Genomic DNA, 23,177 nt, shown 5'->3' on the forward strand with positions numbered 1-23,177 from the left:
CAGGCAACAGCGGGTATTGGCTGGGGACTATCGATTGATGCGCTAACCGCTGCGGCGGCCGGGGGTGCGGGGTTCCGACGTCAGGAACGCTTGAGCGCCGGGTCGTCGAGCGCCGGATTGTAGAAGAGCGAGAGCGTCAGGCTGCGCGCGATGCGCTCTGCCGTGCTCGTGAACCAGGCCTTCGCCTCCGGGTTCGGTGCAATGTCGTCAAGGGTGACAGCAAAGAGCGCCAGCCATTTTGGAAAAAGCTCCGGTGACATGTTGGCGACGCCGAGATGCGCCTGGACCGGCTTGCCGCCATAGGCGCCATTGCGGAAGGCCACGGCGGACCAGAAGCTTTTCATTTTCTCCGTGTGCTCCGGCCAACGTCCCGACAGCCTTGCGTCGAAGACGGGCCCAAGCACCGGATGCGCGAGCACACGGGCGTAGAACGTGTCGACCAAAGTGCCGATGAACGCCTCATCGATACCTATCGCCTTCATCTCCGCCTCCGCCCGTTCGCGGATGGCCGCTGAATCCGCGGCTTTGCCATGCAATTCCATTCCGTCGCCCTGTTCAGCCGTGTCTGCGCCCCCTTATATAGACGTTGCGGATGTCACTCCAAAAGTCGAACCGGGACATGCGGCAATCTGTCCGGCGACGGCCGGGCCCCTCCGGCCGCAGCGTCGCGCGCGTTCCAACGTGGTCGCAAGCGGCGCCCATCGCAATCTGCGGATTTGCTTCTCGGGGGAAGTCGACGGGCATTTCCTTGATTGCCCTATCAGTATTTCGACGGCACATACAGTTCCGGTGGCAGTACTTTCCGCTCGTAGTCGGGATTGAAGACCCGCTCCGGCAACGCGATATCCGCATGCGGCACATCCTCATACGGGATCTTCGTCAGCAGGTGGTCGATGCAGTTCAGACGCGCCCGCTTCTTGTCATTTGCCTCGACGATGTACCATGGCGCTTCCGGGATGTTGGTGCGGGCAAAAGTCTCTTCCTTGGCCTTGGTGTAGCCCTCCCAGCGCACCCGCGACTGCAGGTCCATGGGCGAAAGCTTCCACTGCTTCAGCGGATCATGAATGCGCATCAGGAACCGCAACTGCTGCTCCTCGTCGGTGATCGAGAACCAGTATTTCACAAGCCGAATGCCGGAGCGCACCAGCATTCGCTCGAATTCCGGAACGTCTCGGAAGAATTCCTCCACCTCGCCTTCCGTCGCGAAGCCCATCACCCGCTCGACACCGGAGCGGTTGTACCAGGAGCGGTCGAACAGCACGATCTCGCCGCCGGCCGGCAGATGCGGAACGTATCGCTGGAAGTACCATTGCGTCTTTTCGCGGTCGGACGGTGCCGGAAGCGCCACCACCCGCACGACGCGCGGGTTCAGCCGCTGTGTGATGCGCTTGATCGCGCCGCCCTTGCCGGCCGAATCGCGGCCCTCGAAAATCACCACGACCTTCTCTTTGTGATAGACGACCCAATCCTGGAGCCTGATGAGTTCCGCCTGCAGGGACAGGAGGGCGCGGAAATAATCGGCTCGCGGAATCGTCGGGGGACGCGCCTTGCGATAAATCTTGCGGATCTCCTCCGTCAAGGCCGGTTCGGACAGTTCCAGCTCATAGTCCTCGTCGAGCGTATCGGTGAGCTCCGCTTCGAGCCAATCCAGGCGCTCAGTTTCGTCGTTCAGCTTCCCCATGCTATCCTCCATCCTTCAACCGGTGCGGCAGCATAGCATTTTCTTATGAGACTGATTTGACCGCGCCATGAACTCGCTAAAGCCCGCAGGAACCAGGACTTCTCCTCCGACGTTTCCCGACTGGCATCGAGGAGTACGACAATGGCCAAGAAGAAGCAGCTTCCCAAGAAGATCGCAGGCGTGAAGGTTCCGAAGGGGCTTCGTCGGTCGAAGATATTGAGGAGCATGGTACGCAGCGACGTGGGCAGGGATGTACTGGCCAAGGCCATCACCGCCGGGGCCGGAGCCGCCGCAGCGGTACTGGTCGACCACCGTGACGACGTTTTCGACGCCAGAACCGCGAAGAAGGGTAGGAAGGCAGTCGGGTTGGCGCGCCGGGCAATGCAAAGCGGCTTTTCGGCAGCGATGGACGCGATGAAGGATTCCGTATTTCCCGAGACTCACAAGCCGAAGAAAGCCAAGAGCAAAACCCAAAGGCGGGCAGTTGTCCATTAGACCGGCGTCGACGAGCAAAGTTTTGCTCAGTCGTCATCGCTTGTCCGGTTACCCTTGCTGTTGACTTCCGGCACCAGGGACTGTCGGGGCACGATCAGTCCCGAGGGGAGCTCGGGGTCATCTTGCCGCTCGCCGCCGCTCACATAGTCATATACGTCGGCTGCACCCACTTGTGCCGCCCGCGCCAGGCCGACGCCCAACAGCCGCGCCGCGATCAGCGGGTGTTCGCGGATCAGCACGGAAATTGCTCGCACGCTCGCCGCGACGATGACGCGCGAGGTGAACTTGTCGCCGTACTGGCGTACCAGGAACCCTTCGATGGACTTAAGCCCGCCCCCTTTTTCTTCGTCATCGCGCCACGCCTCATCCTGATCGGCGCCGTCCGCTGGCAAGGGCGCCGGTTTGTAGCGCCGTTTCGGCGGATCGGCGTCTCGGATCACTTCCCTTGCAGCCGAAAACGCGGTCTCCAAAGCATTCGCCCAAAGCCCGGCGGATCGGGCACCCTTTCGGGTCACGGTTTTGGCGACCGCGGTCACCTTCTGCTGCTTTCCGATCAGCACTGCCGCCGCCGCACCCGCGCCGGCAGTCAACGAGTGGGCGAGCAGGTCACGCCCGGGGCTGGTCTTCATCAAGCTGCGGAGCATCTTTGATTTGCGCCAAGCCTTGGGGATCTTCACACCCGCGATCTCTTTGGGAAGCCGCTTCTTCTTGCCCATCGTCGCCTCCTTGCTCTCACAAACGAAGAGAGACGATCGGGGTTCCAGCCGCAGGCCCGGATAAGGAAATTCGCGTCGCTCGGAACGCTATGCCTCAGCGCCAGAAACGCCTCGTGTCGACAAATATATCGTGGGCTTCACCGGCAGCATGCAGGAGCTTTTCCTTGTCGTCCGCACTGAACGGTTCTGTATCCGCGACCTCTGAAAGCTGCAGCTTCAACAGCATGTCGGGAGCGGTGGCGAGATCGTTCAGACTGCCGAGGTGATCCTGAAGTCCCCCCATCGCGACGATGAACCTCTTGTGGCGCTTGGTTTCCTGCTTGCTTTCATAAAGGGGGCCAAAAAACTCCGCCGCATAGCGCAGTTTCTTTGCCGTAATGCGCACTTCATGGCGGGTCTCATCATCCAAATCGATCAGATTGCTGCCGCCTTTCGCCACCTTCTTCCAAAGCTTGTCGAGCATCCTGGAGGCGAATTGCCTCGCCGGCTGGGCGAGCAAGGCCTGGCCGGCCTCGTCGCTTCGCCAGTCTCTGATCGAAATCCATTCGACTAGGTCGATCATCAGGGCGCGGGCGCGGACGGAGGAAAGCGCGGCTCCTGCCGCGCCATAGGCGTCGCTGCGGGCCTCCTGCAGACAGCGCAAAAGCTCTTCGCCTGTCGTGTTCTTGATCATGACGTCGATATTGCGCGCATCGCCAAGCTCCGAGGCAAGCCAGCGTAGCTCATCGCGCAGATGATCGAACCTGCTATCCGTGAAAAGCGATTTACAGATGGAGAAAAGCGAGCGCAGTCGACGCAGGGCCACACGCGCCTGATGCAAAGCTTCGGTATCGCGAGACCATGACAGGACCATTTCATTGAGGCGAAACTGCTTGAGGCAGGCTGACGCAATGCGCACGAACACCGTCGCAGTATTCATATCGGCAGCGAGTGGCGTAACACTCGCCTTGACGGCACCACGCGCAGGACCAATCAGACGGTAGCCGCGATCCGCTTTGGTCAGCACCCCGATCGAAGCCGGCGTGATCAGATTGAGTTTTCTGATCAGGGCAAACAACGCCGTCGGGGAACCCGCCTTCCTTTCCAACTCGATTTCGCAGAGCGGTGCCTCGCGATCCGCTGCAAGGACTTTTCCGACGTCCATGGCGACGTCGATCGTCGCGTCGCCTTCCGTGATGCTCCAACGATGCCGCTTGACGTGAACCTCGAACAGCGGCGCGAGCCTTTCGGCCACCCCGGCAAGCTGGGCCTGTATCTGCGGATCGTCGAGAACAGGCGTGTCGTCGGCAATTGGCCGTGACCATTCTTCACGCGTGAGAGCTTCGGCCGCCGAGCCGTCGCCGGATTTGACGATCTGGGTCCGTTCATTCCCGCATTGCCGGATGCATAGCGACAACCCGCGCTGAGACAGGTCCCATTCGTCGGTATCATAATAAACGGACCTCTGCCGACGAATGGTGGGGGTGCAGGCGAAGGGATTCTCCTTCAGAAGCAACGATGCCCCCCCTTGGGCCAGCTCAAGCTTGAGTTCCGTTTCCTGCATAGTCCCCCTCGGTGCGGCTTCCCTCTGCAAAGCTGGCAAGCATTGGATAGTCCGTTAAAAAGCTGTCACAAACAATCCTTCCGGCCCGTGCCAGCTCTGGCGCGGGCACCACTCGCCGCGATGCTGCTCCGCTTCGACACCCGAAAACGGCGAGGCCATCCGGGTATTCGTCTGGCAGATAAGACAAGGGGCACGTCGACAGCTCTCGATGCTGGTCAAGGATGAATTGTCGCGGCATTCCCGGCCTCGTCGGCCGTACCGGCCGCATAGGCTGTCGATAGCCGTCGGTAATATGGGAATCTCAGCGCAAGAATCGTCACCACCACGCCGATCGCACCCGCAAGTGTAAAGACCAAACGCGATGCCTCGCGCCGGACCCATCCCGAACCATCCGCCTATGGTATCGGCCCCTGCCCCGTCGGTCATGAACGGAATGACCACGAACTGGGTCAGCGGACCGATCAGGAAGGCGGTCAGCGGCGAAGCGGCCTCTTCGACCGACTGGGCAAAGCCGAAGACGCGTCCCTGGCGTTCCAGGGGCACCACTTTCTGCAGGACGGTTGCTCGGCCGCTTCGGCATAGGGCGCCAACAGCATCCAGGTGAAGCAACCGCCCGCCAGCAGCCAGACCGAGGACTGGATCGTGAAGACGCAGCACACCGACCAGGTGATGAGATTGACCAGCAGCAATGTGCGCAGCGGATTCTTGCCCAAACCGCTCTTCGATATGACGATGCCGCTGATGATGAAAGCGGTCGAGAGCACGCCGAACAGCAGTCCCACATCTGCACCGATACGAGCGAGAGGCCATAGGCATCCAGCAGCGCCATGAAAATGCCACCCAGGAAATTGTTGAACGTGGCAAAGAAGATCAGCGCGAATAGCCCCGGCACGGCGGCAATCACCGCAATCGTTCCTCGATGTCGACGCGCTTGGGTTCGGCGGGGTGACCGGGCGCGGCTCCCAAACGCCGCTCATCGACATGAATGAAGGCAAGGTGCGCAAAGGCCAGGAAGGTGAAAACGAGGGCGAAAGCCAGCGACGCCACCATTCCGCCCCAAGCGACCAGAAAGCCGCTGATCACCGAGGTGGTGAGAAAGCCGATACCGGTCACCATGCCGACGAGACCATTGGCCTTGTCCCTCCTATCCTCGGGAATGAGCACGGTGACCAGTGTCGGCAGGGCGATGGAGCGAATATTGCCGGCAATGACGCCGAGCATCACCAAAAGCACGAAAACCCAAAGGTGAACGCCATAGGGATTGGCGAAGGCCGCCTGCGGCGACATCAAGAGCAGCGCCAGGGACAGTACATAGAAGCCCGCCGACACCACGCTCGAGCCGAGCATGGCCAGCTTCTTGGGATTGTGGTCGACTATGCTGCAGAGCCAGAAGCCGAAGCCGGATGTGAACACGAGGTAGACACCGGCGATCATGCCGGTCGCAAACACGGATTGCGTTTCGATATAGACCCAGAAGGTCAGCGCGAACCAGACCGTGAAGTTGGTGATGTTGGCGATCAGGTTGTTGCCGAGAAGATGGTAAAACGGACGCATCGGCCTCTCCCTGTTGGCCCGGCCCTGCGTAGCTAGGGTGTGGAACCCCGATGTTCAATCCATTGCCAGGATGGCCACAGTCCGCCACGGCGAGGCGTCAGCAGTTCGGCTAACTCCAGCCTCATGCCGACCCGGACGCCGCGATCAGTGAAATCTGGGACGCCGACGTGCGAAGGGCCTTTCGGCGCGCCGCGCGGCACCTTGCGTGCGGTCGTCTGACCGGAACTCTTCGTGCTGGTGTCCATCGGCATCCTCGCCGGATTCGCATCGGTTACGCCGCGGCAATGGTCATTTCCCAGGCGGTGGTCGATGGTAGCGGCATTGCCATGCCGGTCGGATTCGCTCGCGAAGACATCGCCTTCGCAGTGACGTTGCTCGGCTTCTCGGCACTGATCGCATCCGTGCCCGCCATCCTTGCCTACCGCCAGTCTCCGGCCTCCGCCCTTCGCGGCTGAGCGGGCAACCTTTCCCTGGCAGGCCGACCATTCTGCGCCCCCGCCTGGGTTCTTATGATGTTGGAACCTCGATGCTCGGAAAGCCGACCTCGCGTGGCTATCGAATCTCTGCATGCCCTTACTGGGAAATTGCACGGCCCAACGCCATATTCAGGCAGCAGATCCATGACGGAGACAGGGCAATGACCTACGCTAAGACTGCCGAGGCGGTCAGGAATCTCACACCCGAGCAGTATCGTGTGACCCAGCAGAACGGCACCGAGAGGCCCTTCACGGGGGAGTACAATGACAACAAAAGGCCGGGGATCTATGTCGACATCGTTTCCGGCGAACCGCTGTTCGCCTCGTCCGACAAATTCGATTCCGGCTGCGGCTGGCCGAGCTTCACCAAGCCGATCGTGGAGGAGAATGTCGAGGAACTGAGGGATGATTCCTACGGCATGGTCCGCACCGAGGTGCGCTCGAAGCATGGGGACAGTCACCTCGGCCATGTCTTTCCCGACGGCCCGAAGGATCGCGGCGGCTTACGTTATTGCATCAATTCCGCCGCGCTGCGCTTCATTCCGCGCGAGGAGATGGAGGCCGCGGGTTACGGCGCCTATCTCAACCAGGTGGAGGACATCTGAATGACCGAGAAAGCTGTATTGGCTGGTGGCTGCTTCTGGGGAATGCAGGACCTCATCCGCAAGCTCCCCGGCGTCGTCGAGACCCGCGTGGGCTATACCGGCGGCGATGTGCCGAATGCGACCTACCGCAACCACGGCACCCACGCCGAGGGCATCGAGATCATCTTCGATCCGGGTAAGATCAGCTACCGGCGGATTCTGGAGTTTTTCTTCCAGATCCACGATCCGACCACGAAAAACCGGCAGGGCAACGACATCGGCATGTCCTACCGCTCGGCGATCTACTATGCCGACGACGAGCAGAAGCGCATTGCCGAGGACACCATCGCAGACGTCGACGCTTCCGGCCGATGGCCGGGAAAGGTGGTGACCGAAGTCGAACCGGCGGGGGATTTCTGGGAGGCGGAGCCGGAGCACCAGGACTATCTGGAGCGCTACCCAAACGGCTACACCTGCCACTTCCCGCGCTCCGACTGGGTCTTGCCCCGTCGCTCGGCGGCCGAATAGGCGGCCGTGTAGCTCCCGCCGCCGCATCCGAGCGCGGGCGCGCAGGCTGATTGCCTACAGCAATGGTCCGGAGCGAGGCTGTGGCAAGCCGCTTGTCGCGTCTGGCGCTTTGGCTTCCGCAAGCTGCGACAGGAAACGATCCATGAGCGGGGAAGCGCCGAAGCGACGATAGACGCGCTCTTCGGCGAGTGAAAACTGAGGATTGACGTTCGTCAGCTGCGCCATCGCCCGCTGCGCGCCTGGCGCGTCTCCCCGCTGGGTCAGGACTGCCGTATGTATCAGGAGGCAATCCGCCTCGCGCGGCGCGCGGATTAGGCATTCCCGCAAGACCTGGTCGGCCTCGTCGATGCGGCCGGCAGCATAGAGAGCCTGGCCGTAGACATAGGTGTAATACTCGGGCGCCATCGGATGCAGCCGCCGGGCGCGCTCGGCGTTGCTGACCGCCTCCTCATAGCTCCCGAAGCGGACCTGCGCCTTGGCCAGCGCCATCAGGCTGTCCGGGTCGTTCGGGTTGAGTTCGACCGCACGCTCCGCGGCCTGAATGGCGCTGGCGTAGTCGCCGGCGACCGAAAGGCCGAAGCTCAGAGCCTGATAGCCTACGGCGAGATTGGGGTCGAGGCGAACGGCTTGGCGCGCCTCGCTGAGCCCCGTTTCCACGTCGATCCGAGTCGCCCTGCCGCTGAGGTTCTGTGCGAAGTCGACGATATAGGTCATGCCGAGATTGGCGCGCGCTGTGGCATAGCGGGGATCGAGTTCGAGGGCACGATGAAGCAGCGCACGCGCCGCAAGCAGCGCCTCGGCATCCCTCGATCCGTGTTTATAGCGGTCCCGCGCCTGCAGCACGAGATCGTAGGCCTGAAGATTTTCGGTCGGCCGTTCAGCCGCGTTCGATACTTCCGACGCGCGCACATAGGACACGAGATGCGAGACGATCTCGGCCGTCAGATCGGTCTGCAGCGCAAAGACGTCCTCGACGCGGCGGTCGTAGGTGCGCGACCAGAGATGGGCGCCGCTGCGCGCGTCGATCAACTGTGCCACCACGCGAAGCTGGTCGCCGGCGCGCCTGGCGCTGCCTTCCACCACATAGCCGGCCCCGAGCCTTTCTCCGATCCTGCGGATGTCCTCCGCCTGACCGCGCAGCGCAAAGGTCGAGTTGCGTGCGATGACCTGAAGGTCGGGATTTCGCGCTAGGTTGGCGATGATGTCCTCGGTCAGCCCGTCGGCGAAATAGGCCTGGTCGGTATCGCCACTCATGTTGTCGAAAGGCAGCACCGCAACGGTCGGCCGCGCATCTGCGGGCTCGGCGCCTGTCAGACGCACAATTCTGCCGGTCACATCCGCACCGATCGCCCGCAATGCGGGCACCTGAGTGAAAGCGGCGACGGCGACGAGCGCCGCAGCCCCCACCGCAAAAGGCAAAGCGGCACGCCGGCGGAGCGTAAACCTCCGTGTCCAGCCCCGGCCGCTCGCCTCTTCCGGCTCGAGCCGAACGGCGTAGACGGCGAGCGGCTCGGCGATGTTCTTGGCCTGCCTTCGCCCGACACTGTAGAAAAGCTTGCTGCGCCTCCGGTCGGCGCTGCGGACCACGGCCTCGCTGACGAATATGCTCGCCGGCGCTGCCATGGCCTCCAGTCGGGAAGCGACGTTGACGCCATCGCCGAACATGTCGCCATTGTCTTCTATGACGTCACCGAGGTTGATGCCGAGCCGCATTTGGAACGGCCGCTCGGCAAAGCCGTTTTGGATCTCGATCGCCGCATCGAGCGCCTCGTTGACGCTTGGGAAGGTCGCCAGAAAGCCGTCACCGGTGGTCTTGAAGGTGCGACCGCCATGTTTCTCGACGGTTGGTATGATCAGTTCGCTGAAGGTGGCGCGCAGGGCCGCGTAGGTCGAGGACTCGTCCTCGGACATCAGCCGGCTGTAGCCTACGATGTCGCCTGCAATGATTGCTGCTAGTTTGCGTTCCATCACGAGCCTCGTCAGACGCATCTATATGGCACCGTCCTTGCCCGTCCACTCAAAACTCCGTGTGCGCACGCGTTCCCTCGCGGGGCGTCTTGCGACCACAGCGCCGCCGTCCGTCAACCGGCGGTGGTTTGCGGATCGCTTGCCAAACGACCGGACACGAGCCTTCACCCGGAACGAGGACGGAACCTATCGCGGCTCGCGAGGTTGGTCGGACTGAGCAGGAGGATATAGCGATGGCCAAATGCGACCAGTGCGGCAACGGGTGTTTCCGTGCCCCTTGATGCTAAGATGCTTACCCGAGTGCCCACGAGCTGAGGAAAGGCCGTCCTCATGAAGCCGATGAACGAAGAGCACCTAGCCGTTCTGCGCAGGCACATGGTGGAGGTGATTGCAATCTATGTCGATCTTGCATGCGAGGAACTCGGCAAGTCGGTGCTCGATGAACGGGTGATGGCGGCGATGCTGCGGGTGCCCCGGCATCTCTTCGTGCCTGCCCCGGTGGCGCCTCTTGCCTATCAGGACACGCCCTTGCCGATCGGCTTCGACAAGACCGTCTCGCAGCCCTTCATGGTCGCCCTTATGACCGATCTTCTCGATCCCCAACCGCATGAGGCGGTGCTCGAGATCGGCACCGGCCTGGGCTACCAAACCGCAATCCTCGCCGAACTCGCCGGGCAAGTTTGGAGCGTCGAGATCATCGAGGAATTCGCAAACCATGCCGAGGCTCTCCTTGAGGGCTTCGGCTTGTCGAACATCGGCATTCGGGTCGGCGACGGCTCTCGCGGCTGGCCCGAGCACTCCCCATTCGACAAGATCCTGGTCACGGCGGCGGCCGAGGAGGCGCCGCCCGCCTTGCTCGAGCAGCTCAAGCCGATGGGCCGTATGGTTCTTCCTCTCGGATCCGAAGAACAGGTGCTGACAGTCATCGACAAGAATGCGACGGGACAACTCAAGGCGCGGAAACTGATTCCGGTTCGGTTCAGTCGGCTCGAGGCCGCCTGACGCTAGCGTCTGGGCATCCGGCGCAAGGGAAGACGTGATACACAGCCCAAAGAGCTCACCTCGGCGGGCTACTTTCGCCAACCCCTTGCCGATCGCGTGCTGCGGAATCCCTGATCTCCGCGGGCGTTCGTCCGTAGGTCCGCCGAAACTCCTTGGTAAAATGCGAGGTGTTCACGAAACCGACGTCAAGCGCGACCTCGATTATCGGTTTCTTGCTCGTCAGCAGGATCTGCCTCGCCCGGTCCAGTCGCAGGCGTCGGAATGCAAGCGCGGGAGACATCCCCGCCTTCTCGGAGAACAACCGTTCGAGCTGGCGACGCGACAGGCCGACCGAGGCCGCAAGCTGCTCGATAGTGATGCCACCTTCGAGATGCTGTTCCATATTGATCAGCGTGGCCATGACGCGGTTGTCGTTGACGTAGTCGTGCAGCGGCTGCCGCGTCTGGATATCGAACTGCGACCGGGCCTTTTCGATCTGCAGGACTTCGAGCGCGTTGCGCTCGGCGTCCCGGCTGATGTGGCGCCTGACCAGGGCGGCGGCAAGATCGGCGGCACTGCTTCCCCCCGCACAGGAGCCGCGCTTGCGGTCGAGATTGAACAGCCGATCCGGTCGGACGTCATGATCGGGAAATCGTTCGCGAAACTCGTGGTAGTGAAGCCAGCTCACGCAGGTCTGGTGTTCCTTCATCAGGCCTGCCTCTGCCAGAATGAAGGAGCCGGTGCACAGGCCTATCAACCGAACGCTTTTCGAAGCGGCCCGCTTCAGAAACCGGATCGTTTCATGGTCGACCGGCTGCTCGACACTGAGAAGGCCGCCAACGACGGCAATGTAGTCGAACTCGCCAGGATCGACGAAGTCCGATGTAGGAGCGACCTGGACGCCGCAGCTCGAGGTGATCAGGTGCCTGGTGCTGCCGAGGACCTGCCAATCCGCAAGCACGCGGCCCGATCGGTCGAGCTGATCGCTCGCAAGCCGCAGCGTGTCAACGAATAGCGCAAAGGCGGACAGCGTGAACCATCGCGAGAGGATGAATCCGATTTTCAGCCGCTGCGCCTGCGGAGCGGCCGCCGGCGCCGATGAGTGCACGGAGTGTCCCATTTTACTCTGGCTCCTCTGCAGGCGCTCACCCGGCACTGCGGTTCACCTGATCTGAAATCCGTGGGCCAAGGGATCGCGGTCGTCGACGAAAATCGTATTGTGGCCGGTGATCCGCGCCCATGCTCCGATACTCGGCATGATGCCCTCGCAGGCCCCGACCCTGGCTGCCGCCTCGATCTGGCCGTCGAACACCGTGCCGATCAGGCTTTCATTCCGATAGGTGTCACCGACCTTCAGTCGTCCTTTTCCGTACAACTGCGCCATGCGGGCGGAGGTCCCTGTTCCGCCGGGCGAGCGGTCGATCGCCTTATCCCCATAGAAGACCGCACCCCGGCCGTCGGCATTTTCGTTGGTCGGCCGATCGCACCAGATCGCGTGGTGGACGCCGCGAATCCTGTCATCCTCCGGGTGCACCGGATCGCAAACGACTGCAAGCGCCGTGCGGAGTTTCTGGCTGACGCCGACGATCTCGGACGCGGTCATGCCGTCGAGACCTGGCCAGTTCCCCTGCGGCTCGACGACCGCATAGAAATTGCCGCCATAGGCAATGTCCACGACCAGCCGTCCGACACCCGGCACGTCGACTTCGACATCGGCGCTGTCGAGGTAGCTCGCGACGTTGAACAGCCGCACGTTTCTGACGAAATCGCCGTCCATCTCGTACCTGACGTCCACCCTTCCTGCCGGCGTCTCGATAGACAAGGTGCCGGGAGTCTTTGGCCTGACAAGGCCTTCCTCGATCACGACGGTCGAAAGGCCGATAGTGCCGGCGCCGCACATCGGAAGGCAACCGCTGACTTCGATGAACAGCGCCGCGAAATCGCAGTCGTCCCTGAAGGCCGGATAAATGATGGCTCCGGACATCACATCGTGGCCGCGCGGTTCGAACATCAGCGCCTGGCGTATCCAGTCATGGTCGCGAACGAAGATCTCGCGCCGCTCGGCTATCGGCAGATGCGGCAGCAGAGGCCCGCCGCCGGCGACCACGCGGACCGGATTGCCGCAAGTGTGTGAATCGATGCAGAAGAAACTGTGCCGCATGATAAGTTCTATCGGTCCGCTGGCGACATGCCACCTCGCTGAAGCGCGCCGCGAGAGAGCCTGTCGAGAAGGAGCGCGACCGCGACGATCGCGAGGCCGGCGCGCAGGCCGAGGCCCATTTCCATTCGCGTCAGTCCGCGCGTGACCTCAGCACCGAGCCCGCCTGCACCGACAAGTCCGGCAAGCACGACCATGGCGAGCGACAGGAGGATGCATTGGTTGAGGCCGACGAGCAGCGTCGGCTTTGCAGCGGGTATTTCGATCTTGAAGAGGATCGAGCGCGGCGAGGCCCCGATCGCCTGGCCAAGTTCAAGCAGGTCCTTCGGCACCTGGTTGAACGCCAGCGTCGTCAGCCGCAGCATCGGCGGTATGCCATAGACGATCGTCGCGATGATTGCCGGTACCCGCCCGAGGCTGAAGATCATCACCGCCGGAATGAGATAGACCCAAGGCGGGACCGTCTGCATGATGTCGAGGACGGGACGGATCGCCGCCTCGAAAGCCTTCACACGCGAAGCGAGGATCCCGAGCGGAAAGGCGATCAGGACGGAAATCGCCACGGCCATGGTGACGAGGGCAATCGTCTGCATCGAAGCGGCCCAGAGACCCATGATGAGACAGAAGCCGAGTGCCGCTCCGGCGAGAATCGCCGCCCGTATATTGACGAGGACGAAGGCGAGAAGCACCACGATCGCGATCAGCATATAGGATGGCAGCGCAAGGAGCGCCGCCTCGATCCCCGAAAGCACGGCCTCGACGACAGCGCTGATCAAGGCGAACAAGGGATGGAAATTTGCGTTGAGCCAGTCGACCGCCGGGGCGAGATATACTCCCGGCGAAAATTGAAACGCGAAAGGGTTCATGATTTTGCTCCCTTGCCGATGCGGGCCGCGCTCTGCGTGATCCGGTCGAGCACCATGGTCAGCACGACGATGGCGATGGCGGCATCGATCGACTTGGCGATGTCGAGTGTCCGGATCGCCCCATAGATCGTTTCGCCAAGACCGCCCGAACCGACGATGCCGGCGATCACGACCATGCCGAAGGCCATCATCAGGCTTTGGTTGATGCCCGCCATGATACTCGGCAGCGCAAAGGGCAGACGGATCTTGAAGAACATCTGCCATCTGGTGATTCCGACGGCCTGACCCAGCTCGATGAACTCGTGCGGCGTCATGCGGATGCCGAGCGATGTCAATCGGACGGCCGGAGGCATGGCGACAACGAAGGTTGCGATGAGCGCGGTCGCCGGTCCGTAGCCCAAAAGCGCGATCGCAGGCAGGAGATAGATGTAAGGCGGCAGGGTCTGGATGAGATCCAGGGCCGGTTCCAGCAAACGATCGAGCGCCGGCAGAAAGCCGGCGACCACGCCCAGCGGCAGCCCGACGAGAAGCGCGAGGGAGGTCGCGGTAATCACCAGAGCCAAGGTGCTCATCGTTTCCGGCCACAAGCCCATGAACGAGCAGAACGCCAGTGCGACCCCCGCCAGGACGCCGAACCAGGCGTTCACCAGCCGCCAGCCAAGAGCGCCGAGAATGATGACGATAATGTAGAATGGCGGCAGTTCGAGCACCCAGAGGATGCCGTCATAGAAGCCTTCGAGCAGCGACCGCACGAAATCGAAGAGGAACTCGCCATTGTCGCTCAGCCACTCGAGCGCCGAGTCCGTCCACGTATCGAACGTGTCCGCGAAACCTGAACTGTCCATTTCCAACCGCTCCTCTAAGCAGCTGCCGCGTGCTCGCCCGCGGGCGTGCCCTTGACGCCGGCCAGCAGGCTCCGGGCTGTCACCACACCGACGACGCTGCCTTTGTCGATGACCGCGATCGCATCCCGGTCGGACTGCATCGTCAGCTCGATGAGCTCGTCGATGTCTGCCTCGGGCCTCGTTTTGACGAGCGCACCGACGTCGTTCAGTGGATGCCGCTTCTGGTATTCGGCCACGGGGACCATCACCGAATGCGCCTTGATCAGGTGGAGACGTGAAATTCCGGCCACGAAGTCGGCGACATATTGATCGGCGGGGTTGAGAACGATGTCCTCTGCCGTACCCACCTGGATGATGACGCCGTCCTTCATGATCGCGATCCGGTCGCCGATGCGGATCGCCTCGTCGAGGTCATGGGTAATGAACACCGCCGATTTTCCGAGCTCCTTGGTGAGCTGCCGGAATTCGTCCTGCAGCTGCCGGCGGATGAGCGGATCAAGGGCGCTGAACGGCTCGTCCATGAGAATGATTTCCGGATCCGAGGCGATGGCGCGCGCCAGCCCGACGCGCTGCTGCATGCCGCCCGACAGCTCTGCCGGAAAACGATTGAGCCAATCGCCAAGGCCGACTTTCTCCAGCGCGGCCTTGGCAGTCCGGTTGCGCTCGGCTTTCGGGACGCCCTGCACTTCGAGACCGAAGGCAGCATTCTCGAGCACCGTTCGATGCGGAAGCAGCGCCACGCTCTGGAACACCATGCCGATGTTCTGGGCCCGCATCTGCCGGAGTTGAGCCGCATCGAGCATGGAGAGATCCTTGCCCTTCACGAGTACCTTGCCGAGGCTCGGCGCAATCAGCCTGTTCAGAAGCCGAATCAAGGTGGACTTGCCGCTGCCCGACAATCCCATGATGCAGAAGATTTCGCCGCGGCGAATCTGAAGGCTGGCGTCCGAAACGCCGACGACGCAGTTGTACTCCTGCAGGATCTGTTTTTTCGACAAGCCGCGCTTCGCAACGGCTTCTATCGCGGCGTGTGCCTTGTCGCCGAAAATCTTCCAGACCGATTGGCAGTCGATCAGCACTTCGTTCGCTTCGATGCTTGCCATTTCCTCACTCCCTTGGAGCCAAACTTGCGCCGGCAGTGCCGCACAAGGTTTGGCAGCGGTCGCCCGGACAGGTCTCCAGGCGGCCAATTGCGGTTTTGCACCTCAGTAGTTCTTGATGTTTCCCCACCGCTTCAGGAGGTCGGCATGGCTATCCGTCCAATCCTTCACGGCCTCTTCCATCTTCTTGCCGTCGCTGACGGCGCCATTGATCGCGGTGATGTCGGCCAGCGGCACGTAGACGCTCGCCAGGATCTCGCGGGCCTGCGGGTTTTCTTCCGAGAAGCCCTTATGGCCGATCCAGTAGTAGCTCTGCGGCGGCGGGAAGACGCCCTTCGGGTCCTTCAGGAACTTCACATCGTATTTCTGCATCATCCAGGACGGCTCCCAGATCGTCACCGCGATCCACTCCTGCCTGTCGATCGCCGATTTCAGCGCCGCCGTCATGGCGGCGGTGCTGCCTTCCACGAGCTCGAGCTTGAGGCCGTATTCCTTGACCGCGTCCGCGGTGTCGCGCATCAGGCCCGAGCCCGGCTCGATCCCGATGATCTTGCCGTCGAACTTGTCCGCGATATCGTTGAGCTGGTCGATGGAGTCGATCGTCACGTAACTCGGCACCGCAATCGATTGGTAGAGGCCGTGGGATACCGGCGAGATCTTCTCCAGACGGTTCTTGTTCTTGTCCCAGTAGTCCTGGGCGACATAGTCGGTCTGGGAAGCCAGGATCTGGATATCGCCCTTGCTCAGCGCCGCATAGGCGATGCCCCACTCCGAAAACTCGGTCACCTTGACCGTGTAGCCGGCGTCTTCCAGAACCTTCTTCGTGATCCCTGTGATGGGGGTCAGGTCCTCCCACGAGAGGGTTCCCATCTCGATGGTCTTCTCCTCGGCGCGAGCCGGCATCATGGTCAGGCCGACCATCGCAGCGGCGCAGAATGCTTTCCAAAGTGTCTTCACGGTTCACTCCTGTTCTTGGTTCCCGTTGTTTTTCAAAGACTGCTCATTCAGTCTTCGTCATTGCGTGGTCGCCGGCTTAGCCCTCCCGACCAGCTCGCAATTCCTGCCAGCGGATCACCGAGTTGATGCCGAGCCAGGCAAAGGGCTCCGGCGGCAACTTCGCCGGGATCGGCTGATCCTTGTATGTCTTGAGATTCCGGCTCCCGGTGTTCGTGGCGAGTTCCGCGGCCATCATGCCCGCCAGCGTGCTCTTGACGGTTCCGAGACCGTTTTCGCAGCAGGCGGAATAGAGCCCCTCCTCCACCTCGCCGAAGGCCGGCACGTGATTCCGGCTGAGGCAAAGCGCCCCGGCCCAGCTGAACTCGAAGGGCACACGCTGAAGTCCGGGGAACCGCGCATCGAACGATCGTCTCTGCTTGGCGGCGATACCGGCGATGCGCTTCGTGGAGACTTGCAGGCTCGGGTCGTAGGTGAAGCGCGTCCTGATCACGATGCGCGATTGACCGCCACTGCTGATCTTCCTGACCGTCGCCCCCATGGGATCCGCCGGCAACAACGCCCAACGGTCGGCTCCGCTCGCCCGGCTGCCGAACTCCTTCGGCGAGAAGGCAGCCGTCATGGAGGCGTAGGTGAAGATGTGCATCAGCCGACGACGGAAATACCCGAAGCTCTCGACGTGGCCATTCACGGCCAGGATCACCCGGGGCGCCGTCACGGTGGCGCGGTTGGATTTCGCCTTCCAATCCTTCCCCTGCCGGGTCAGTTCGAGGACCGGCGAATGTTCATAGAGATCGACTTTGGAACCCAGGCCGTGCGCCAGACCTCTGATATAGTCTGCCGGTTGGATCAACACGGCGCCCGGCGTGTAGAGGCCGCCGCGATAATAATCGGAGCCGGTGATCTCGCGCATCTGCTGGAGGTCAATCAGCTCGTGCTTCTCGCCGATCCGCTGAAGCGAAGCGGCATAATTCCTGTTGAATTTCAGGCCCCGCTCGCTGGCCGCAGCGTTGATCTTTCCGGATGGGTCGAACGTCTCCTTCCCCATTCCGTACTCGGCGGCAGCCTCCGCGGCGAATGAGATGGCGAGACGGTTCTGCTCCATTTCCAGCGCAGTCGCCTTCTCGTCGGCGACCGAATACTCGCCGGACGCAAGGTTATGCGGCACATCGATCATATAGCCGGAGTTGCGGCCGGCCGTGCTCTTGGCAACCTCCGTCGCATCGAGCACGACGATCTTTTCCCCGGGTCTCAGCTGCGACAACCTTCGCGCGGCCGAGAGACCCGCGAAGCCCGCGCCGATGATAAGCCAATCGGCGCGAACATCGCTCTCAAGCGTCTGCATCTGGAACCGGCGGGTGCTGATGGCCTCCCAGCCGGACCTACCCGTATCGACGGGCAGTCGCTTGATGGCGTGATGGTTCATCGAACCGTCTCGTCCACCGAGCGATCCGAGACATCGATCCAGATTGTCTTCAGCTCGGTATACTGGTCGTGCGCCCAGATGGACTTGTCGCGGCCGCCGAAACCGGATTCCTTGTAGCCGCCGAACGGTGTCGTCGCGTCGCCTTCGCCGAAGCAGTTGACGGTAACGACGCCGGCGCGGATCTCGCGCGATAGCTTGATCGCGTTCCGGAGACTGCCGGTGTAGACCGAACCCGTGAGGCCATAGACCGTGTCATTGGCAAGGGTGATCGCCTCCGCCAGGCTCGTGAAGGTGGTGACGGAAAGCACCGGACCAAAGATTTCCTCCTGGAAGAGGCGGCTGTGGCGGCCGACGCCGTCGACGACGGTCGGCTCGACAAAGTTGCCGCCTTCACGGGTATCTCCGCCAAAGAGCAGCGAAAGCTTCTCGGTCTGGATATCGTCCAGGAAGGACTTCACCTTCTCGAAGTGCGCTTTGCTCACCAGCGATCCGATGCGGTTTTCCGGGTTGAGCGGGTTGCCCATCCGCCATTCCCGCATATAGGCGCCGATCCGTTTCAAGAGCTCGTCCTTGACGTCGGCGTGAACGATCAGGCGCGAGGTCGCGGAGCAGTTCTCGCCCATGTTCCAGAAGGCGCCATTGACGACCTGCTCGGCGACGAGGTCGAGATCCTCGACGTCGTTCATCACAACGGCAGGGTTCTTGCCGCCGCATTCGAGTACGACCCGCTTCAGGTTCGAGTCCGCCGCATAACGCAGGAAGCGCCGGCCGGTCGCGGTCGAGCCGGTGAAGCTGACCATGGAGACATCCATGTGCATGCCGAGCGGCTCGCCGACATCCTTGCCGCTGCCGGTGACGACGTTGAAGACGCCGGCGGGAATGCCGGCTTCATGCGCAAGTTCAGCCACCCGCAGTGCCGTCAGCGTCGTTTCCTGCGCCGGTTTGACGACAATGGAGCAGCCGGCTGCGAGCGCCGGGCCGATCTTCCAGGCGAGCATCAGCAGCGGAAAGTTCCATGGCAGCACCAGGCCGACGACGCCGATCGGTTCGCGCACCACCAGCGTCAGGGCGTTCGAGCCGACCGGTGCGGTGTTGTCGTAGATCTTGTCGATCAGCTCGGCATGCCAGCGGATGGTATGGATCGTATCCGGCACATCAATCGTCTGGACCTCGCGGATCGGCTTGCCGCTGTCGAGGCTTTCTAGCACCGCGAGTTCATGGCGGTTGCGCTCGAGCAGCCTCGCGAACTTCAGCAGGACGTCCTTCCTCTCGCCGGGAGAGCGAAGATGCCAGCGGCCGTCTTCGAAGGCTTGCTTGGCCTTGGCCACGGCATAGTCGACGTCGGAAGAATCGCAGGCGGCGATTTCCGTCAGGACTTCGCCGGTCGCCGGATTGGTCGTCTTGAAGGTCTTTCCGGATTGAGCGGGACGAAAGGCGCCGTCGACAAAGGCGTTCGACGGATAGGACATCGACTTGGCTATCGCCGCATATTCCGCTGCGGTCAGAAGATCATGCATAATTGGCTCCCGATGTGATGTGGGCGACGCTTCGCTTCAGGTTGCTGATGACTGTCTGAAGGCTTCGCTTCTCTTCCGAATTCAAGGGGCGCAGCGGTGCGCGCACCTCGCCGACGTTCAGGCCGTTCAGCTCGCAGCCGTGCTTGATCGACTGGACGAACTTGCCGCATTCGAGAAAGTCCATCAGCGGCAGCATCGCCGTCATGATTGCGCGGCCCTTGTCGAAGTTCTTTTCGAGCACACAGGCTTCGTAGAGGGCGACATGTTCGCGCGGCAGGAAGTTGGAGCCGGCACAGACCCAGCTTTTCGCGCCCCAGGCGAAGAATTCGAGCGCCTGGTCGTCCCAGCCGCAGGAGAGCGAGATGTGCGGAAACTTCCGGGCGAGCAGGTGCAGATTGCCCATGTCGCCGGAGCTCTCCTTGATCGCCACGACGTTCTTGGACTTGCCGACGCGGGAGAAGTATTCGTCTCCCATCATCACGCCCATGCGGGCCGGATAGTTGTAGAGCATGATCGGCAGGTTGGCGGCGCGGTCGACGGTCAGCGCATGCACCGCGTTCTCGCGCTCCGTCGGCAGGGCATAGGGCGGCGACGAGACGAGGATCGCGTCGGCCCCGATGTCTTTGGCGGCCTTCGCATATTCGACCGAATCCTCCGTCCGCGTCGCACCGGTGCCGACGATCAGCGGCAGCCGCGTGCCGATGACGTCCTTGGCATGGGCCGCAAGGTCGACGCGTTCCTGCGCCGACTGCGCGTAGTATTCGCCGGTGGATCCGCCAACAATGATGCCGTGGACCTTGGCCTCGATCAGAGATTCAAGAACCTCCGCGAACGCCTTCATGTTGATCGTGCCATTGGTGTAAGGCGTCACCGCAGGCGTATAGATACCTTCGAACTTCAAGACAGTTTCTCCATCTGCGGTTTGGCCGGGCCATCGACCAGGGCGTCGGCCTTCATGCCCTGCGGCGCGATGAACATCTCCATGTTCTCTCGCGAGAGTTCCCAATGCTCGAAGACGAGATCGACGACCGCCTCCTCGTCATGCGCGGCGATCGCCGCGATGAACGCGTCATGGTGCTCGACGGCGACGCGAAGCCGCTTTTCCATGTCCTCGTTGCGCGGGCGGAAGAAGGTGTGGCCGATGCGGGCGTGATCGATCAGCAGGCGGCCGAGGCTCGGCTGCAGGTAGACGTTACCCGACATCTCGCCCATGATCTCGTGGAAGCGGTTGTTCTCCAGCACCATCGCAGGGGCGTCCTTGGACCCTGCAGCAGTGCGAAACCGCTCCTGCGTGTCCTTCAGTTGCGTCATCTGTCTGGGCTTGAAGTTCTGGACGGCCAGCCGGCCGATCGCTGCATAGACCATGGGCGCGACCAGAAAGAAATTCCTGAGCGTCGAATGATTCATGGGCGCTACCCGCGCCCCGCGGTTCTCCCGGATTTCGACATATCCCTCCCCCTCGAGGCGGCGGATGACTTCTCGCACTGGGGTCCGGGACACGCCGTAGCGCTCGCTGAGGACCACCTCGTCCAGGTCCTCGTCCGGATCCAGGTCCATCGTCAGTATTTGCCGTTTCAGATCTTCGTAGAGACCGTTCTTGCCGCTCTTCACAGGGACCTCCTCCGACGTCGGGAAGTTGGCTGGTAGGCGCACCGTCGCATTCGAGGCGCACCGAGTCAAGAAAAATGTATTATATGCGTATACACTTGTTATTCGCAAGGAATACATTTTCATGAGGGGACAGTCTTCGGGCTTCCATGTCACAGGAACCGAAAGCGTCTGGTGACAATGGGTTAAGGGAGCCGCACGATCGCTGCGGCGCGCAGGGAAGCGGCTGTTGCGGCGAGAGAAATGTGGCTGCTTGTGCGCTGCTCGAGTCGCGAAGTTTTCGCGAGCGATCTACAGCGTCAGTCGCGCAAATATTGCTGCAGCACTTTGCTCGCTGCCTGCTCTAAACTCGGCTGCGAGTCATGGAAACATGCGGTAGCCGCGAACTTCGAAGTCGAATCGCGCAAAAGATGCTCTTCGCCTCCGCCGGTCGCTGCGCACCTTCGCAGCATCCGCCCCGACCGATCGATCCTCAGACGGCGTAAAGCTCGACCGGCTTCTCAAAGCCCTTGAGATGATATTCCCGACCTATGCTGTCGGCCGTCTGACTCTGCGCCCGTTCGAGAACGGCCCGGGTTACGAGAATCCCGCCCGCTTCGGCGGCTGCCTGGGCGCGAGCGGCAGTATTCACAACCGTTCCAATCGCCGTCAGGTCACGATGCGACCGACCGAACTCTCCAAAGCTGGCCTCGCCCGAGTCGATGCCGATCCCGACGCCGAATTCGCTTCCATCCAGGCCTTCGCCCGCGTGCAGTTCGCGACGCAGTTGGCAGCGGCGCTGGATCTCCCGTGCAGCCAGAACGGCACATTCCGCATGGTCCTGGCGGGGGATCGGAAAGTTGAAAATTGCCATGACCGCGTCTCCGACCGTCTTGTTGAGAAGACCGTCGAATTCCCAGATGGCCTCGGCACATTCATCGTAAAAATCATCCAGCAGGGACGAGACCGCATCTGCCGAAAGCGACTGCGACAGCGTGGTATAGCCCCTCAAGTCTGCAAAAAGCACGGTCACGTCAACGGTGATCTTGCGGGCCTTCATCACGCGTGTGAACATGAGTTCGCAAATGGTGCAGGTGTTCGGATTCATCCGGCTCGGGCGGATACCGAAGGCGCGGAAGGGTATGGACGCCGGTCCTCGCAGAGGCACGGGCAGACGCATCTGCTCCCAGCAGCCCTTGCAGATTCTCGATTGAGAAAACGACATGTCGCCGCGGCTCCCTATATAGGTCGCCGCGATTTTCTCACATCTCAGTCGGAAAATCTTTCGAATATCAATCGAAGGCTCCGGCAAGGAGGCTTTTGAGGTCGTGACGGTTTTGGCCCGGGCCGGCACGCGTCATTCTCGTCAGAACCAGAGATCGCCCACGCATCGCCCCTTGGACGGCAGGTCCTCAAACGCGTCGAGGCCGTCGAAATGATCAATCGGCAGGTCAAAAACGGCATCCGGCGGCGCAAGCCGCAGGTTCACGGCCATGCGCCGCCGGCCATCCCCGTCAAGCCGCAGGCCGCGCCAACTCAGGACACAGGCGCAGGAGGGGCAGAACAATATCTCAAGCGATGATCTGTCGCGGCCGGCGCGCGTGTAGGAGGCCGTCTCCCCCGTGACGGCGATACGCTCTCCTTCGTAGCCATAGGCCCACAGCGCCCCATAGCGCCGGCAGAGCGTGCAGTTACACGCTGTGATCGAGCGGGGATCACCCTCCAGGGTCCAGCTCGCTTTACCGCAATGACATGAGCCGATCAGCATGAGCCCGCCCTTCAGTCGCGCTGCCTGTTCAACGGCGGCATCCTGCCTCAATCAGGCCATGGCAGCAACGACCGTTTCGGGCCGAGCCACCCTGTGGGTGGTCCGGCAGCAAAAAATGTAGGCCGCGATTGACTTGCGGAAATTTGGCGAGGCGAGGGCGTTGCGATCACTCCTATTCGGATCGCGAATGCGATGTATCAAATCCGAAGCAAATGCGCTTCAGGCGGCGAAGTCATGATAACGGACAAGAAGAACCCCTTGTTCAATCCGCTGCGGGCTGGACTTCACGCGTTTATCGCGTCGTTGAAGCAGAAGACTGCAACATAGGTCGCCGAGCTTGCTTACCCAGCGGAACCTTTCCGTCCGGGGCACATTTCCACCCGAGGGTGGGTCGTGGCAACCGGACGCCTCACCCTAGATTTCTCCCTTT

The 23,177-nt window shown here is 61.9% G+C and carries 24 protein-coding genes; 5 read left to right on the plus strand and 19 right to left on the minus strand.

All coding sequences use genetic code 11. The annotated features are described in order from the left end of the window. Positions 1 to 80: 80 nt before the first annotated feature. Together NXT3_RS16325 and ppk2 are read right to left on the minus strand one after the other, a co-directional pair. A complete protein-coding gene (locus tag NXT3_RS16325; protein ID WP_097539718.1) occupies positions 81 to 542 on the minus strand; it encodes a group III truncated hemoglobin in 462 nt (153 codons plus the stop codon). A 218-nt stretch (positions 543 to 760) separates the two neighbouring features. Beyond that, positions 761 to 1,681, minus strand: coding sequence for a polyphosphate kinase 2 (ppk2, locus tag NXT3_RS16330; RefSeq protein ID WP_037419955.1), 921 nt, complete (start codon positions 1,679 to 1,681; stop codon positions 761 to 763). 141 nt (positions 1,682 to 1,822) lie between these two features. Here ppk2 and NXT3_RS16335 point away from each other — a divergent pair, with 141 nt between their 5' ends. Continuing rightward, entirely contained in the window at positions 1,823 to 2,176 is a 354-nt protein-coding gene (locus tag NXT3_RS16335) for a hypothetical protein (protein WP_037388718.1), read from the plus strand. A 26-nt stretch (positions 2,177 to 2,202) separates the two neighbouring features. On the opposite strand, the gene NXT3_RS32020 is transcribed toward NXT3_RS16335, so the two are convergent. The 4 genes from NXT3_RS32020 to NXT3_RS32030 form a co-directional block, all read right to left on the minus strand. After that, positions 2,203 to 2,892: a hypothetical protein gene (locus NXT3_RS32020; protein WP_176536627.1), complete on the minus strand. Its 690-nt coding sequence runs from the start codon at positions 2,890 to 2,892 to the stop codon at positions 2,203 to 2,205. 94 nt (positions 2,893 to 2,986) lie between these two features. After that, a complete protein-coding gene (locus NXT3_RS16345; RefSeq protein WP_104839700.1) occupies positions 2,987 to 4,435 on the minus strand; it encodes a CYTH and CHAD domain-containing protein in 1,449 nt (482 codons plus the stop codon). A 473-nt stretch (positions 4,436 to 4,908) separates the two neighbouring features. After that, positions 4,909 to 5,217 (minus strand): hypothetical protein, encoded by a 309-nt coding sequence (locus NXT3_RS32025; RefSeq protein ID WP_199773302.1) that lies wholly within the window; start codon positions 5,215 to 5,217, stop codon positions 4,909 to 4,911. A 118-nt stretch (positions 5,218 to 5,335) separates the two neighbouring features. Further along, the gene (locus tag NXT3_RS32030) at positions 5,336 to 5,989 is read right to left on the minus strand and encodes an MFS transporter (RefSeq protein WP_199773303.1); all 654 of its coding nucleotides are present in this window, start codon (positions 5,987 to 5,989) and stop codon (positions 5,336 to 5,338) included. 284 nt (positions 5,990 to 6,273) lie between these two features. Between NXT3_RS32030 and NXT3_RS32035 the strand changes: the two genes are divergently transcribed. From NXT3_RS32035 to msrA, 3 genes are all read left to right on the plus strand, one after another. Then, positions 6,274 to 6,444 carry a hypothetical protein gene (locus NXT3_RS32035; protein WP_176536628.1) on the plus strand — a complete coding sequence of 57 codons (171 nt, stop codon included), beginning with the start codon at positions 6,274 to 6,276 and terminating at the stop codon, positions 6,442 to 6,444. 182 nt (positions 6,445 to 6,626) lie between these two features. After that, positions 6,627 to 7,070, plus strand: a complete 444-nt coding sequence (gene msrB / locus NXT3_RS16360) for a peptide-methionine (R)-S-oxide reductase MsrB (protein WP_037419961.1) — start codon at positions 6,627 to 6,629, stop codon at positions 7,068 to 7,070. Further along, positions 7,071 to 7,577, plus strand: a complete 507-nt coding sequence (gene msrA / locus NXT3_RS16365) for a peptide-methionine (S)-S-oxide reductase MsrA (RefSeq protein WP_037419963.1) — start codon at positions 7,071 to 7,073, stop codon at positions 7,575 to 7,577. Positions 7,578 to 7,631: 54 nt separating this feature from the next. Here the strand turns inward: msrA and NXT3_RS16370 are convergent, their stop codons facing one another. Beyond that, positions 7,632 to 9,545: an adenylate/guanylate cyclase domain-containing protein gene (locus NXT3_RS16370; protein WP_097526715.1), complete on the minus strand. Its 1,914-nt coding sequence runs from the start codon at positions 9,543 to 9,545 to the stop codon at positions 7,632 to 7,634. 330 nt (positions 9,546 to 9,875) lie between these two features. Here NXT3_RS16370 and NXT3_RS16375 point away from each other — a divergent pair, with 330 nt between their 5' ends. After that, positions 9,876 to 10,547 (plus strand): protein-L-isoaspartate(D-aspartate) O-methyltransferase, encoded by a 672-nt coding sequence (locus NXT3_RS16375; protein ID WP_104839701.1) that lies wholly within the window; start codon positions 9,876 to 9,878, stop codon positions 10,545 to 10,547. A 55-nt stretch (positions 10,548 to 10,602) separates the two neighbouring features. On the opposite strand, the gene NXT3_RS16380 is transcribed toward NXT3_RS16375, so the two are convergent. The 12 genes from NXT3_RS16380 to NXT3_RS16435 form a co-directional block, all read right to left on the minus strand. Further along, entirely contained in the window at positions 10,603 to 11,646 is a 1,044-nt protein-coding gene (locus NXT3_RS16380) for a GlxA family transcriptional regulator (RefSeq protein WP_104839702.1), read from the minus strand. 42 nt (positions 11,647 to 11,688) lie between these two features. Next, complete coding sequence (locus NXT3_RS16385) at positions 11,689 to 12,687, minus strand: 4-hydroxyproline epimerase (RefSeq protein WP_097526621.1); 999 nt, start codon at positions 12,685 to 12,687, stop codon at positions 11,689 to 11,691. Between the two features lie 8 nt (positions 12,688 to 12,695). Further along, positions 12,696 to 13,550 carry an ABC transporter permease gene (locus NXT3_RS16390; protein WP_097526622.1) on the minus strand — a complete coding sequence of 285 codons (855 nt, stop codon included), beginning with the start codon at positions 13,548 to 13,550 and terminating at the stop codon, positions 12,696 to 12,698. Next, positions 13,547 to 14,395: an ABC transporter permease gene (locus NXT3_RS16395; RefSeq protein ID WP_097526623.1), complete on the minus strand. Its 849-nt coding sequence runs from the start codon at positions 14,393 to 14,395 to the stop codon at positions 13,547 to 13,549. Before NXT3_RS16395 ends, NXT3_RS16390 begins: the two co-directional genes overlap by 4 nt. Before the next feature lie 14 nt (positions 14,396 to 14,409). After that, positions 14,410 to 15,498: a quaternary amine ABC transporter ATP-binding protein gene (locus NXT3_RS16400; RefSeq protein WP_097526624.1), complete on the minus strand. Its 1,089-nt coding sequence runs from the start codon at positions 15,496 to 15,498 to the stop codon at positions 14,410 to 14,412. Between the two features lie 102 nt (positions 15,499 to 15,600). Continuing rightward, complete coding sequence (locus NXT3_RS16405; protein WP_097526625.1) at positions 15,601 to 16,452, minus strand: glycine betaine ABC transporter substrate-binding protein; 852 nt, start codon at positions 16,450 to 16,452, stop codon at positions 15,601 to 15,603. Positions 16,453 to 16,528: 76 nt separating this feature from the next. After that, positions 16,529 to 17,875 (minus strand): NAD(P)/FAD-dependent oxidoreductase, encoded by a 1,347-nt coding sequence (locus tag NXT3_RS16410; RefSeq protein WP_097526626.1) that lies wholly within the window; start codon positions 17,873 to 17,875, stop codon positions 16,529 to 16,531. Next, entirely contained in the window at positions 17,872 to 19,392 is a 1,521-nt protein-coding gene (locus tag NXT3_RS16415; protein ID WP_104839703.1) for an aldehyde dehydrogenase, read from the minus strand. The genes NXT3_RS16410 and NXT3_RS16415 overlap by 4 nt, the downstream gene beginning before the upstream one ends. Continuing rightward, positions 19,385 to 20,293: a dihydrodipicolinate synthase family protein gene (locus NXT3_RS16420; protein ID WP_097526628.1), complete on the minus strand. Its 909-nt coding sequence runs from the start codon at positions 20,291 to 20,293 to the stop codon at positions 19,385 to 19,387. Before NXT3_RS16420 ends, NXT3_RS16415 begins: the two co-directional genes overlap by 8 nt. After that, positions 20,290 to 20,949 carry a GntR family transcriptional regulator gene (locus tag NXT3_RS16425; protein WP_234828119.1) on the minus strand — a complete coding sequence of 220 codons (660 nt, stop codon included), beginning with the start codon at positions 20,947 to 20,949 and terminating at the stop codon, positions 20,290 to 20,292. The genes NXT3_RS16420 and NXT3_RS16425 overlap by 4 nt, the downstream gene beginning before the upstream one ends. Positions 20,950 to 21,472: 523 nt before the next feature. Then, complete coding sequence (locus NXT3_RS16430) at positions 21,473 to 22,204, minus strand: adenylate/guanylate cyclase domain-containing protein (RefSeq protein ID WP_176536629.1); 732 nt, start codon at positions 22,202 to 22,204, stop codon at positions 21,473 to 21,475. A 141-nt stretch (positions 22,205 to 22,345) separates the two neighbouring features. After that, positions 22,346 to 22,747, minus strand: coding sequence for a GFA family protein (locus NXT3_RS16435; protein ID WP_104840020.1), 402 nt, complete (start codon positions 22,745 to 22,747; stop codon positions 22,346 to 22,348). Positions 22,748 to 23,177: the final 430 nt, after the last annotated feature.

The organism is Sinorhizobium fredii, from assembly GCF_002944405.1.
Classification (GTDB): domain Bacteria; phylum Pseudomonadota; class Alphaproteobacteria; order Rhizobiales; family Rhizobiaceae; genus Sinorhizobium; species Sinorhizobium fredii_C.